Source organism: Shimia sp. Alg240-R146 (assembly GCF_947331465.1).
In the GTDB taxonomy this organism is placed as follows: Bacteria; Pseudomonadota; Alphaproteobacteria; order Rhodobacterales; family Rhodobacteraceae; genus Shimia.
Genome location: NZ_CAMZOK010000002.1, coordinates 749866 through 763682 on the forward strand (window position 1 = coordinate 749866; position 13817 = coordinate 763682).

Annotated in this window: 12 protein-coding genes; 6 read left to right on the forward strand and 6 right to left on the reverse strand. The window is 55.2% G+C overall.

What is annotated here, in order from left to right; genetic code table 11:
• The first annotated feature begins 49 nt into the window (after positions 1-49).
• Positions 50-877, forward strand: coding sequence for a TauD/TfdA dioxygenase family protein (locus PG871_RS12910; RefSeq protein ID WP_270729888.1), 828 nt, complete (start codon positions 50-52; stop codon positions 875-877).
• Positions 878-951: 74 nt separating this feature from the next.
• On the opposite strand, the gene acnA is transcribed toward PG871_RS12910, so the two are convergent.
• Complete coding sequence (gene acnA / locus PG871_RS12915; protein WP_270729891.1) at positions 952-3639, reverse strand: aconitate hydratase AcnA; 2688 nt, start codon at positions 3637-3639, stop codon at positions 952-954.
• A 200-nt stretch (positions 3640-3839) separates the two neighbouring features.
• On the opposite strand from acnA, the gene PG871_RS12920 reads away from it, so the two are divergent.
• Complete coding sequence (locus tag PG871_RS12920; RefSeq protein WP_270729894.1) at positions 3840-4538, forward strand: DUF1223 domain-containing protein; 699 nt, start codon at positions 3840-3842, stop codon at positions 4536-4538.
• 30 nt (positions 4539-4568) lie between these two features.
• Here PG871_RS12920 and PG871_RS12925 read toward each other — a convergent pair whose 3' ends face one another.
• From PG871_RS12925 to purB, 3 genes are all read right to left on the reverse strand, one after another.
• Complete coding sequence (locus tag PG871_RS12925; protein WP_270729896.1) at positions 4569-5621, reverse strand: flagellar motor switch protein FliG; 1053 nt, start codon at positions 5619-5621, stop codon at positions 4569-4571.
• A 70-nt stretch (positions 5622-5691) separates the two neighbouring features.
• Positions 5692-6057: a tetratricopeptide repeat protein gene (locus tag PG871_RS12930; protein ID WP_270729899.1), complete on the reverse strand. Its 366-nt coding sequence runs from the start codon at positions 6055-6057 to the stop codon at positions 5692-5694.
• A gap of 555 nt (positions 6058-6612) precedes the next feature.
• A complete protein-coding gene (gene purB, locus PG871_RS12935; protein WP_270729902.1) occupies positions 6613-7917 on the reverse strand; it encodes an adenylosuccinate lyase in 1305 nt (434 codons plus the stop codon).
• An 80-nt stretch (positions 7918-7997) separates the two neighbouring features.
• Here purB and PG871_RS12940 point away from each other — a divergent pair, with 80 nt between their 5' ends.
• Positions 7998-8336: a hypothetical protein gene (locus PG871_RS12940; RefSeq protein WP_270729905.1), complete on the forward strand. Its 339-nt coding sequence runs from the start codon at positions 7998-8000 to the stop codon at positions 8334-8336.
• Positions 8337-8340: 4 nt separating this feature from the next.
• Here PG871_RS12940 and PG871_RS12945 read toward each other — a convergent pair whose 3' ends face one another.
• Positions 8341-9552 carry a bifunctional alpha/beta hydrolase/OsmC family protein gene (locus PG871_RS12945; protein WP_270729907.1) on the reverse strand — a complete coding sequence of 404 codons (1212 nt, stop codon included), beginning with the start codon at positions 9550-9552 and terminating at the stop codon, positions 8341-8343.
• Positions 9553-9652: 100 nt separating this feature from the next.
• Positions 9653-10996 (reverse strand): dimethylsulfonioproprionate lyase DddP, encoded by a 1344-nt coding sequence (dddP, locus tag PG871_RS12950; RefSeq protein WP_270729908.1) that lies wholly within the window; start codon positions 10994-10996, stop codon positions 9653-9655.
• Positions 10997-11112: 116 nt separating this feature from the next.
• Here dddP and PG871_RS12955 point away from each other — a divergent pair, with 116 nt between their 5' ends.
• The 3 genes from PG871_RS12955 to PG871_RS12965 all read left to right on the forward strand — a co-directional run bounded on the left by PG871_RS12955 (position 11113) and on the right by PG871_RS12965 (position 13816).
• A complete protein-coding gene (locus PG871_RS12955) occupies positions 11113-11850 on the forward strand; it encodes a heme-dependent oxidative N-demethylase family protein (RefSeq protein WP_270729910.1) in 738 nt (245 codons plus the stop codon).
• Between the two features lie 119 nt (positions 11851-11969).
• A complete protein-coding gene (locus PG871_RS12960; RefSeq protein ID WP_270729912.1) occupies positions 11970-12956 on the forward strand; it encodes a DUF808 domain-containing protein in 987 nt (328 codons plus the stop codon).
• Between the two features lie 80 nt (positions 12957-13036).
• Positions 13037-13816 carry a thioesterase family protein gene (locus tag PG871_RS12965; protein WP_270729914.1) on the forward strand — a complete coding sequence of 260 codons (780 nt, stop codon included), beginning with the start codon at positions 13037-13039 and terminating at the stop codon, positions 13814-13816.
• The last annotated feature ends 1 nt before the right edge of the window (position 13817 follow it).

Consider the following 13817-nt stretch of genomic DNA (forward strand, 5'->3'; position numbering starts at 1 on the left):
TTTTGCGGGCAAAGCCATTACTCTTGTGGCATCTGCAAGGGAGAGGCCGATGGAAATTCACCCCCTGACGGGCAACTTAGGCGCTGAGATTTTTGGCGCCGACATCAAAGACGCTGCACAGTTTGACGAAATCAAACGTGCGTTTGCTCAATACTCGGTCATCACATTGCGGGGCCAAAACATCACGCCGGAGGATCATCTGGCATTTGCGCGGCGCTGGGGAGACATCAACGTCAATCGGTTTTTCAAAGCGTTGGACGGTCATCCCGAGGTTGCCATTGTGTTGAAAGAAGCCGACCAAACCGGCGCGATCGGAGAAGTGTGGCACACCGATCATGCTTATGATCAAGTTCCGGCATTGGGCTCAATCCTGCACGCAATCGAAACACCGTCCTATGGCGGAGACACAGCGTTTTGCGCGATGGGCGCGGCTTATGATGCCCTGTCCGACCGGTTCAAACAGCTGCTGAGTGGCCTGAGTGCCTGGCATTCATCGAGACACGTGTTTGGGGCGAGGCAATCAGAATCAGAGGCGTCGCAAACCGGGCGTGTGGGCAATGCTGACAAGGCCACTCAGGACGCTCTGCATCCGGTTGTGATCAGACATCCTTTGTCAGGTCGGTTAGGGCTTTTTGTGAACCCGCAGTTTACGACTCGAGTTGACGGTCTGTCGCCAGAGGAATCCGACGCTATTTTGAACATGCTCTATGTGCATTGTCAGAAGCCGGAGTTTCAGTGTCGGGTGAGTTGGAAGGCTGGCGACGTGACCATGTGGGACAACCGTGCGACGTGGCACAAGGCCATCAATGACTACCATGGGCATCGACGCTACATGCACCGTGTGACGGTCGAGGGTGTGCCTCTCACCGCTGCATAAACGCGTGTCTCAACAGATTCAAAGACCCTGAGAAGCAAGTTCAGGGCCCTATGTGTTTGCAACACTCGCTGGGATTACGCCTTTGCGAGATTTCTCAGCACATAGTGCAGCACGCCGCCATGTTCGACGTATTCAATTTCCGGCGCAGTATCGATCCGACATTTCAACGTGATGGTTTTGGAGCTGCCGTCGGCAAAAGTGATCACACAAGGCACGTCTTGCAACGGCTCGACACTGTCGAGTCCGGTAATACTCACCACTTCGTCACCGGTGAGACCCAGTGTTTTGCGCGTGTCGCCATTTGTGAACTCAAGCGGGATCACGCCCATCCCAACCAAATTGGAGCGGTGAATGCGTTCAAAGCTCTCGGCAATCACGGCCTTGATGCCCAACAGCGCGGTGCCTTTTGCCGCCCAGTCCCGAGACGAGCCCGCGCCGTACTGAGCGCCGCCAAAGACGACCAAAGGCGTACCGTGGGCTTGATAGGCCATAGAGGCGTCAAAAACCGATGCCTGCTGACCATCAGGCCCTTTGGTGAAACCGCCCTCCACGCCGTCCAACATTTCGTTCTTGATGCGAATGTTGGCAAAAGTGCCCCGCATCATGATCTCGTGATTGCCGCGGCGTGATCCATAAGAGTTGAAGTCCCGCGGTGCCACTTGCCGGTCGACAAGATACTGACCTGCAGGCGAGGACTGAGCAAACGAGCCGGCGGGAGAGATGTGGTCCGTCGTGATCATATCGCCGAGCATCAAAAGAACCTTAGCGCCCGTGACGTTTTCGATAGTGCCCGGCTCCGGCCCCATGTCCTGAAAATATGGCGGGTTTTGGATATAGGTAGAGGTGGCGGGCCAATCATAGGTTTCCTGATCCGGCACACTCACGCCGCGCCACTTCTCGTCACCTTTGAAGACATCGGCGTATTTGCTTTGAAACGCCTCTCGGGTGACGGTTTTCTGAACCAAATCAGCGACTTCCTGAGCGTCCGGCCAGATGTCTTTGAGATAAACGTCGTTCCCGTCCTTATCCTGACCCAGTGGATCAGATGAAAGGTCGATGTCCATTGTGCCTGCGATGGCATAGGCAACGACCAAAGGCGGTGATGCCAGATAGTTGGCGCGCACATCGGGGCTGATGCGTCCTTCAAAATTGCGGTTGCCAGACAGGACCGACGTGGCCACCAAATCACCCTCGGCAATCGCGTCGCTGATTTCTTTTTGGATCGGGCCTGAGTTGCCGATGCAGGTCGTGCAGCCATAGCCAACGAGGTTGAAGCCGAGCGCATCCAGATCATCCTGCAGCTCTGCAGCCTCCAGATAGGCGGACACAACCTGTGAACCTGGCGCAAGCGAGGTTTTGACCCATGGCTTTCGGTTGAGGCCCAAGGCAGCCGCCTTGCGTGCCACCAAACCAGCTCCGATCATAACATAGGGGTTGGAGGTGTTGGTGCAGGAGGTGATCGAGGCGATCACCACTTTGCCGCTCTGCATCGTGTAATCTTCGCCAGCAACAGCCGTTTCTTTGTCCAAAGGTCGCTTGAAGGTCTCTTTCATTACGCGGTGAAAGGCGGTTTTTCCCTCACTCAAGGCAATGAAATCCTGCGGGCGTTTGGGACCGGAAATGGCGGGCACGATGGTGGCCATATCCAGATGCAGCCTGTCGGTATAAATCGGCGCGTAATTTTCGTCGCGCCACAGGCCATTTTCCTTGGCATAGGCCTCAACCAACGCGATCCGGTCTTCATCCCGACCAGTGTTGTGCATGTAGCGCAGGGTTTCGCCATCAATCGGGAAAAACCCGCAGGTCGCACCATATTCCGGCGCCATATTCGCAATGGTGGCCCGATCCGCCAAAGGCAGTCGGTCCAGCCCGTCGCCATAGAACTCCACAAATTTGCCAACCACGCCTTTGGCGCGCAGCATTTCAACAACTTTCAACACCAGATCGGTGCCGGTGGTGCCTTCGACCATAGTCCCGGTCAACTCAAAGCCGATCACTTCCGGGATTAGCATTGAAATCGGTTGACCCAACATTGCGGCCTCCGCTTCGATGCCGCCAACGCCCCAGCCCAATACGGCCGCACCGTTGACCATTGTGGTGTGGCTGTCGGTGCCAACAAGCGTGTCGGGATAGGCCACGTCTTCGCCACTTTGGTCCGTGTCGCTCCAGACGGTTTGGGCCAGGTATTCCAAATTGACCTGATGACAAATGCCGGTGCCGGGTGGCACCACGCGGAAATTTTCAAACGCGGTTTGCCCCCATTTCAGAAAGGTATAGCGTTCAAGATTGCGTTCATATTCCCGGTCCACATTCATCTGAAAGGCACGGGGGTTGCCAAATTCGTCAATCATAACAGAGTGATCAATCACAAGATCCACCGGCACTTGCGGATTGATCTTCGCCGCGGACCCGCCAAGGGCGACGATCCCGTCTCGCATTGCCGCCAGATCTACCACCGCCGGCACACCCGTAAAATCCTGCATCAGTACTCTGGCAGGGCGATAGGCGATTTCACGCGGGTTCTTACCACCTTGCTCCGCCCATTTACCAAAAGCAGCAATATCGTCGGTGGATACTGAAAATCCGCCGTCTTCAAACCGCAAAAGGTTCTCCAATACGACTTTTAGCGCGGCCGGCAAGCGTGAGAAATCGCCATAGCCTGCCTTTTGAGCGGCCGGAATCGAATAGAAGGCCAAGGATTTCCCGTTAACAGAAAGCGACTTGCGCGCCTTTGCTGTGTCTATTCCAACTGTGATGGGCATGTGCGGCTCCATTGGTGCGAAAATGGGTGGTACGAAAATGGGTCTTGACGAAAAATTGTCACTCAAAGGGCGGTGAGGTTCAAGGGGAAGACCGGCTGCCAATGCGGTATTCACTGCGATCTCGCAAAACGTTGATTGGTGTTACGGTGCCGGCTTGCGTAGAACGGAGTCAGGGGACGACTTCACGGAATGGACCATCAATGACAAAAGTGGCAGCTCTTTTCGCAATCCTTTGGTTTGCGGTGTCCAGCGTGGCTGTGGCGCAAACAACATATCCTGTGGTGGTTGAACTATATACGTCGCAGGGGTGCTCCAGCTGTCCACCGGCGGACGAGTATTTCCGTAAACACCTTGCGGGCCGCGACGATGTTATCGCGCTCGCGCTGCATGTAGACTATTGGGATTACATTGGGTGGAAAGATAATTTTGCCAATCCAGATTTCACCAACCGTCAAAAACTATATGCCCAAGCGGCCGGTCATCGCTCAGTCTATACGCCGCAGATGATCGTCAACGGTGCCGACCATGTGGTTGGAACGCATCCGGACAAGGTTGAACGCCTAATCAAAACCCACAAAGCGGCCAGTCCGAAAGTGTCCTTGAGCGTTGTACGCAAAGGCAATCGGGTGAAGATCGAAGCCCAGACCGACATGCGCAAGGAAATGAGCGTGCATGTGGTCCGCTACCGTGCGTCAGAGGATGTTGCGATCAAACGGGGTGAGAACGCTGGACGCACGTTGACCTACGCCAATATCGTAGATGATTGGAAAGTGGTGAAAACCTGGAATGGCCGTGCGCCGCTAAAGGTGGACGCTTTCGCCAAAGGTGATGGACCTGTGGTCGTTTTGGTGCAACTCAAAAACGGCGGACCGATCCTCGCGGCGGCCAGAATCCCTTAACTACAGTCTGCAAACTGTTGATTAGAGATATTAATCTTCGTCTGGAATGATAAGGTCAATGTCGCCCAGATCGACCAGATTTCGGACGGTTTTTGTGATCTCTGCCATTGCGGGCTCTGCTTCGGTTAGCTTCACCTTGCCTCTTTCCTCAACACCTTCGCGAAGCTGATCGGCAAGCCGGACAGAAATGTTGTCTAGAAGGAATTTTGAGGTTTCGCCAATGTCCCCTTCGGTCGCATAAGCGATGGCTGTGATCAGATCATCTTGATCAATGTCTCGCAACACTGCTGGAACGTCGAGCTTTTTCAAGCGCTTGTGGATGTGCGCGTAAGTAAAGATGGTTTTGCGCACTTTGATCGCAAAGTCCGCGTCGGTTTCGTCAAGAGAGTCCAGGATATCGTCGCGCGTTGCGATCGTAGAGTTGTTGAGAATGGCTCCGAGACGGCTTTCTGGACCGTCATTGAACGCTCGGGGTGGACGGTCGTCGATCTGGCACGCAAGCGTCAGGCCAATCCGGTCGACGGCTTCGGGCCCGATCTGGTCGGTCATGGACATGGCGTGTGTGATGCGTCGCGCTTTGTCACCTGGCAGCTGGCTGAGCAACGTGGCGGCCTTGTCGACGTCTAGCTTGGAGATCAGAACTGCGGAGACCTCGATGCTTTCGGCGGCAAGCAAATCGACCAGATCATTTATCGAAAGCGACTTTATGCGTTGCCAAGGCTGACCCGCAACCCGCACTCCGGCTTCCTTGCGCAGGCGCGCAGCGGTGAGCGGACTGATTTTCCCTTCGAGAACATTCAATGCGCCAGAGATCCCATTAGGGAAGGAAAGACCAATGGATTCGAGCTCATGCGCGAACTCCATGAGAACTTCGCCAAGAGTGCTGCGATCAATATACCCCATCTCACCCATCAAATAGGTGAGGTCGGACTGGTTTTCTTCGGAAAGGTTGGTGAGTTCCAGATCGGCGCCTTCGTTCAACAGAAACCGCACGATGATGGCTGCCTTATGCTTGCGCGACAGAGTTGAGCCGCCGCCCATCGGTGTCGATAGGGGAATTTGTGCCATTGGAATCGCGCTCATAGGGTTCTCCTTTGCTTGGGTGCACTGAAACACCCAAGCCTAAAGAATCCCTGAACAAAGCCGGGTCAGATCAATAGTTAAACGTGACACCGGTCTGCAATGCAGATGCTAGCGAGGCCTCTGCCCATGTGCCCGCGCCGCCGCGTTTCCGGATTTCGGAGAGTTCCGCACGTGCTGCTACCAGATTTCCGGCCTCTACATGCGCTTGGCCAAGATAAGACCGCGCGAGTATGTTGTTTGGGTTCTGAACGAGGGCCTGGTTATAGAACGCCATACCTTGGTCGACGTCGCCCAGTTTGCGATGGGTGAACCCCCAATATGTCAGCACCCGATCTTCGGATTGGTCCGACATTGCCGATAAGATCAGTTGGGCATCTTCAAACCGTTGGTTGTGAGCCAGCGCCCGCACATTGTCATACAGAGTGTCATCGGTCACGCTGGCGTTTTCAGGTTTGACGCAGCGGTTTTTTTTCTCACTCCACACTTTGTTTTTTTTGCATTCCTTCACCGGTTTAGGCTCAACCGGTGTCGCGTCACCCGCCGCAAATGCAGGAGCCGCCCCGACGAATGCGACAGCGGCGGACAAAATAACCTTCATCATAATGAAACAAACTCCAAAAACGGTCCGCACCCAGTGTGGGTGCAGTACCAATTGATTACGCAAGAAATTTTTGTATGGATCAACTTGTGCTGGAAACACAACGTTGTTTGCCAAGGTCCCACGAGGTTCCATCGGCACAAGACGCTACTGCGTGATCTTGACCGCAGCCCATGGCCGCCGCCAAACTGGGGGTCGCAGCTAAGGCCGCTGCGATGATTAGAGATTTCACTGTCATTTCCGCCTCCATGTACGATGCAAGGACTGTAACACAAGCGATGATAAACACTAAATCACAGGCGCGTTAATACCGGAAATACCATGCTATCGCCGAACATAACAAAAAAGCCGCGTTTGATAACGCGGCTTTTTCTTTGTATTTTGGTGACGGGCTTATGCGCCAAAAACACGTTTGAAAATCGTGTCTACGTGTTTGGTGTGATAGCCCATGTCGAATTTTTCTTTGACGCCATCAACGCCAAGCGCTGCAACAACGTCTGCGTCCGCCAACAGCTGTTCTTGGAAATCAACGCGCTCTTCCCAAACTTTGAGAGCGTTGCGCTGTACCATTGAATAAGCGTCTTCGCGCGAAACGCCAGCTTGAGTCAGGGCCAAAAGCACGCGTTGCGACATCACCAATCCGGGGTATTTGTTCATGTTTTCAAGCATGTTTTCGGGGAAGATCAACATTTTGTCGACCACGCCAGCCAAACGGTTCAACGCGAAATCCAGTGTGATGGTGGCGTCGGGACCAATGCCGCGCTCAACTGAGCTGTGTGAGATGTCACGCTCATGCCAGAGGGCAACGTTTTCCATCGCCGGCACCACTGCCATGCGGACAAGACGGGCGAGGCCGGTCAGGTTTTCGGTCAGGACGGGGTTCTTCTTGTGCGGCATGGCCGAGGAGCCTTTTTGACCCATCGAGAAGAATTCTGCACCTTCGAGCACTTCGGTCCGTTGCATGTGGCGAATTTCGGTGGCCACATTTTCGATGGAAGAGGCAATCACACCCAAGGTGGCAAAGAACATCGCATGGCGGTCACGCGGAATCACCTGTGTGGAAATCGGCTCTGCCCTTAGGCCCATCTGCTCGCAGACATGTTCTTCAACGGTCGGGTCAATGTTTGCAAATGTACCAACTGCGCCGGAAACCGCACCGGTGGCTATTTCCCAACGTGCCTTTTCCAGTCGGTTTTTGTTGCGGTCCATTTCGGCATAAAAACGCGCGAAGGTGAGACCCATTGTCGTCGGCTCAGCGTGGATCCCGTGAGAGCGGCCAACCCGCAGAGTATCTTTGTGCTCGTAGGCACGTTTCTTCAGCGCGGCGAGGACTTTGTCCATGCCTTCCAACAGGATGTCAGCTGCACGCACCAATTGCACGTTGAGCGTGGTGTCCAGAACGTCAGAGCTGGTCATGCCCTGATGCACAAAGCGGGCTTCTTCGGATCCAACGTGTTCGGCAAGATGGGTCAGAAAGGCAATCACGTCGTGTTTGGTGACGGCTTCGATTTCATCGATGCGGGCCACGTCAAATTCGACATCTTTGGCTTTCCAAACGGCGTCGGCGTTTTCCTGTGGAATGACACCAAGTTTGGCCTGTGCGTCGCAGGCATGCGCCTCGATTTCGAACCAGATGCGGAACTTTGTTTCAGGAGACCAGACGGCAACCATATCGGGGCGGGCGTAGCGAGGGATCATATCACGGCCTTGTGTTGTGAAGCTGGGGTTGCGCGCGGTTTAGACTGTGTTGGAGATATCAGCAAGTCGGGAGGGGCAAAGTGAGACGTATTGCCGTTGGTATAAGCGTTTTTGCATTGGCAACTGGGGCGGTTTCTGCGGCCGAGTGGCAGGCTTTGTCAGGCGAAGAGATTACCAGAGCGCTCACAGATCGAACCCTGCAATATGAAAACGCGACACAAGCATTTTATGCCTCTGGTCGTACTCTCTACAACGCAGGTACCGACAGTTGGGGATACTGGCAGGTGCGCGGTGACCAATATTGCAGCCAATGGCCACCCAGCGGCCTCTGGGACTGTTATGACGTTGCAGCGCAGGGCCAAACCGTCAAATTCATTTCCTCCGACGGATCATTTTCCGATGGAATTGTCATCGATTGATGCATCATCCGGCTGTCGTAATCACTTTACTTGTGCGTTCTAACGTTTTGTGAACAGGGCATTTATCTGCAATTTCAATCAATCGAAAGCGCTGTTCTTTATCCAAATTCCCAATCAGGTGAATGACCCGCTTGAAAGTGTCCACCTTATCGCCTTTTGGCATTTCCGCGTCTTTGACATGTAATTTGTCATGACTGACATCGACCCAGACATGGTCCAGCGGCCATCCTTTTCGGCGGGCGTACATGCGGATCGTCATCGAGGTGCAGGCACCAAGACCTGCGGCGAGAAAACCATACGGAGTCATGCCTTGATTTGTGCCGCCGTAGGCCAGCGGCTCATCGGCGAGCGCGTGGTGCAAGGGGCCGGAGTTCACATCTTGCAAGAAACCCTTAGGATCTGCCTCGGAAACTCGCACGATGCCTTCCGGCGCGCCCGGTGGCGGCGCTGGTGGGGCGAGGTCAAGATACCGGCCGGCCCAAGCGGCAATCACTTCAGCAGCGTATTCGGCGTCCTCGTTACGAGAAATGAGGTGATCCGCGTCATCCAACGTCACAAAACTTTTGGGGTGTTTGGCCGCGTCAAAGATCGCGCCGGCGTTTTCGACCCCCACGATTTCATCGCGAGGCGCATGCAGAACCAAGAGGGCACGTTTGAGCGTGGCAATTGCTGGGCCGAGATTGGCGGCATTTACGTCCTCAACGAAGCTTTGCTTGATTGTGAAGGGGCGGCCACCCAGACTCACTTCGGCGTGGCCATGTTGTTCGATGTCTTTCAAAGCGCCGCCAAAGTTATGAGTCACGTGGCTTGGGTCGAAAGGTGCCCCTAGTGTGGCGACAGCTTTAACGCCGTCAATGCCTCCTGCTGCACGCAACACGGCCGCACCCCCGAGGCTGTGACCAATGAGCAAGCTCGGCGCCATGCCTTTGGCGCTTAGGAATTTAGCTGCGGCGCGTAAGTCACTGACATTTGACGAAAAATTTGTATTGGAGAATTCGCCGCTGGAATGACCAAGGCCGGTGAAGTCAAACCGCAAAACAGCGATGCCCATCGTAGACAACCGGCCGGCGATGCGGCGGGCTGCGGGGATGTCCTTTGAACAGGTAAAGCAATGCGCAAAGAGTGCCGTGGCCAAGTGCGGCCCGTCCGGGAGATCAAGCCGCGCTGCCAGGTTGCCGCCGTCGTGGCCGGGAAATGTGACGCGTTGAGTGGGCATGGCGCTCTCCTAAATTGGATGTGCCTCCAAGATGCGCGCAGATAGCGCGGTCGGAAAGGGCCGAGCCAACGAAGTAACAGCAAGGTGACTGCTCGCGATCTTACGACTCGCCCATCAATGCCGGATCAAATGGGTATGTCGTCAAGTTTTCGAACCCATCTTCGGTAATCAAAACTTGGTCCTCTAGCTTGATCGAAAAATCTCCTCCGACTTCTCCGACCAGAGCCTCAACGCAAAGAACCATGCCGGGTTCCAGCGCATAGTCAAACGCACCAGGCACGGCCTTGTCGGCATAGGCGACCAAAGGCCATTCATCGCAAAGCCCCACGCCGTGCATCAGGCACCCATATTTTTGTTGCATGAACTTGTCGTCCAGCTTGTGACAGTTCGCGGTCAGTTCGGGAATTGTCACGCCAGGCTTCAGCATTTCCATGTTGGTCATTATGTGTTCATGGGCGTGCTGCATGGCGTAAACCATTTCATCTGTTGGCTTTTTGTCGCCAACCCACCATGTGCGAGAGATGTCCACACAAATGCCGTACGAGCCAACAAGATCCGTATCAAATGCGACGATTTCGTTATTTTGCACAATACGTGGGCCGCACTCCTGAAACCACGGATTGCTGCGCGGTCCGGATGCGAGTAGGCGCGTTTCGATCCATTCGCCACCGCGACGGATGTTTTCAGCGTGCAGCACAGCCCAGATATCGTCTTCGGAGGTGTTTCCAATGGGCACGTTGTCGCGGGCGAACTTCTCCATTTCCGCCACCGCGGTTTCGCAGGCATGGCTCGCGCATCGCATCGCAAGAATTTCGTCAGGACCTTTAACCGCACGAGATTTTTCGGTGACTTCTTCGCCTTCCATGATCTCAAAGCCCTGGGTTTCCAAGGCGCGCAACCCGTGCAGCATGATCTTGTCGACCGCGAGCCGTTTGTTACCCGGGGCATGTTCCTGAAGAAGCACGCGGACTTCGTTGGAGAAGACGTCGGCTGCGACGTCAACCTTGTCGCCGCGGTCAAAATAGAACAGATCTGCACCTGATCGAGCTTCACGCACTAGTGGATTGAATTTGCTTAGGAATGGCGCGTTCTTATAATCCCAAATTACCATATACCCATCGGCGCAAACCAGCACGGCTCGGAACGGATTGTGCGTGTTCCAAAGCTGCATGTTGGTGCTGTCAGTGGCGTAGCGAATGTTGAGTGGGTCAAACATCAGAAGGCCGGCGTACCCCCGGTCGGCAATATGCCGGGTGAGGCGCTCCCAGCGATAGCGGCGCATGGCTTGCAGATCAGGTTGCTGAAGGCCCGCTGCAGTCCATTCCTGAATGGCGAGGCGGGTGGGGCCAATCTCAACTCGGTTGGCGTCGTTGGGGGTGTTGTCGCCCAGCACCGCTCCGCGGCTGGGATCGATTTTGCGGGTGTCGCTGAAGTGTTGGTTCATGATGGCCTCCCTAAGGTCAGTCTGAAACCATGAAACAGTGTTTGACCCGCCTATTTGCGACGTGAAAAAGTTCGTTTTCAGATGCAGATGGCGGCGGTGTGGGCTACGAAGACGAGATGAAAAAGATACTTCAGACCTCTGTTCCCTATGATGCGTTGGCCAAAGTGGCGTTGCCGGGGATAGCACCCATGGCGACCGAAGACTGGATCATCGTGGACGAGTCTTATGGTGCGCAAATGGTTGAAAGAGAACGGCTTTTGTCGGAAAACCGTTCGGCCGTATTGGCGGCAACCAAAGGATCCGAGGCGGCTTGCGACGAGTTGTTGGAGGCGGTGTTGTCTGTGCTTGATACACGGGACGATTTTGACGTTGGCGATGACAGCGTAGTCTGTCCCGACGGGCGACACGTTGATCTGGATTTAGCGGATCCATTGGGTACAGTTGGGCGACTCGTGCAGCAGGATTTTTGTTTGCATGAAAAACGGGGCGATGAGCACGTGATGACAGCGGCTGTGTTGTGCTTTCCTGCCAGTTGGAGCTTGACCGAAAAGATTGGTAAGCCTCTGACACATATACATGTTCCTGTGCCAGAGTATGATGACAACATCGCGCGGCGTGTGCAGCGGCTGTTTGACGGGATCAAGGTCGGGCGGCCCCTGTGGCGCAAGAATGCACATTGGTATCGGGACCCGGATTTGTTTCATCCAAAAACCGAGAATGCGCCGCGGCATCAAGAGGTTGAAGGAGATTTTCTGCGCACTGAGCGGCAAAGTCTGTTGCGCTTGCCAAGAACGCAGGCCGTGGTTTTCGGCATTCATACCTTCGTTTTAGCACGAGAAGATGTCGACGTTTGACGCTGTCGGTATCGCGTCGGTATCGCGACTGCATCGCGACGGTGCGGTTTTCGGGCTTAGGCTTGATTGTTTTGGCGTCTGACTGCAGCCTGAATGAACACTAATGGAAAGGGTGTTTGATGGCAGGTGGTTTGCTGGCGCTGCTGGATGATGTGGCGGCGATCGCCAAGGTTGCGGCGGCGTCGATTGACGATGTCGCGGCGCAGGCGATGAAATCCGGAGCCAAGGCGGCCGGCGCGGTCATAGATGATGCGGCGGTCACCCCGAAGTACGTTCAGGGGTTTCGGGCAGAGCGTGAACTGCCAATCATCTGGAAAATTGCCAAAGGTTCGATCAAGAACAAGTTGTTCATTTTGCTGCCGGCGGCGCTGTTGCTGGCCAATTTTGCGCCCTGGCTGATTTCACCGCTCTTGATGATTGGCGGGGCTTATCTGTGCTTTGAAGGCGCGGAGAAGGTGTATCACGTTCTGGTTCCGCACAAAGAGCATCACGAGGAAGCGGTGGACGAGGTTAACGATCCTGCCCATTTGGAAGAGGCGAAGGCGGCAGGTGCCATCAAGACCGACTTTATCCTGTCTGCCGAAATTATGACCATCATTCTGAGCGCCATTCCTGAAAGCAGTTTCTGGTTTGAAGCGGCGACGTTGGCGCTGGCTGGTGTTGGGATCACGGTGGCGGTTTATGGCTCTGTGGCGTTGATTGTGAAGGCGGATGACTTTGGTTTGTTGCTGTATGCCAAGGGTAGGCTGGCGGCGACGCGGGCGTTTGGGAAATGGCTCGTGCGGGCGATGCCGGGCTTTATGAAGCTGCTGACGATCATCGGCACGGCGGCGATGCTGTGGGTTGGTGGATCCATCGTGGTGCATGGGCTTGAGGAACTGGGGTTTGGCTGGATTGGCCATCATATCCATGATTGGGCACATGCGGTTGGTCTTTTGGTGACGACGGATTGGACGCGCGCGGTGGAATGGATCGCAAAGGCCGCGATGGACGGTGTCTTTGGTTTGGCGCTGGGGTTTGTATTGATCCCTGTGGCGACCAAGATCTTTGCGCCAATTTTCACAAAGGTGACCGGAAGGACGGCTGGCGACGACGCGTCGCATTGAGCGACTGACGGTGCGTCATGGCGGTTGTGATTGTGCCTTAGTGGCATAGGCTGTGGCGAAACCGTCGAGGAGAGCCACGAATGGCGCAGACATTGGCAGAATTTTTGGACCGAGCCGACGTTGGGCAAAATGTGCCTGCGAATTGGGCGCAGGGGCGTACGGCGTTTGGCGGCTTTACGGCTGCGGTGCTGCTTAGAGCTGCGCTTGAAAGCGATACCGCATTGCCGCCGTTGCGTTCGGCGATGATAAACTTCACAGCACCCGTGACGCAGGCGCCGGACACCAGCGTAGAGGTGTTGCGGCAGGGACGGAATGTGACAACGCTGGAGGTCAAAGCCCGTGTCGCTGGGAAAGTTGTCGCCAGTGGCACGTTTTCCTTCGGCGCCTCTCAAGTTAGCCATGTGACGGATCTTCTTCCGGCGGTTGCTGCGCCGAAACCGGAAGACACAGAGCTTATGATCCCCAAAGGGCGCGAGGCGCCAGCGGCTTTTTTCAACAATTTCGAGGTGCGGCTGATCGAAGGCCACCGTCCGTTTGCGGGGGCAGAGCGCGGGCATGTGCGGATCTGGGCGCGGCATCAGGACAACGCAAGTTGGGACACACCAGAGGGGCTGATCTGTCTTGGGGATGTGTTGCCGCCGGCAATCTTTGTCAAAGCCACCAAGCCGGGGCCGAATTCATCGATGAACTGGATGTACAACGTTGTGCGCGAGGACACGTCGACGCGGGACGGTTGGTATATGCTTGAGACCGATCTGAGTGCGGCCGAGAATGGCTATAGCTCGCAAGTTATGCGGATCTGGAACGCGGATGGTGATCTTTTGGTGGATGGCATGCAGGCAGTGGTGACTTTTGTCTGAG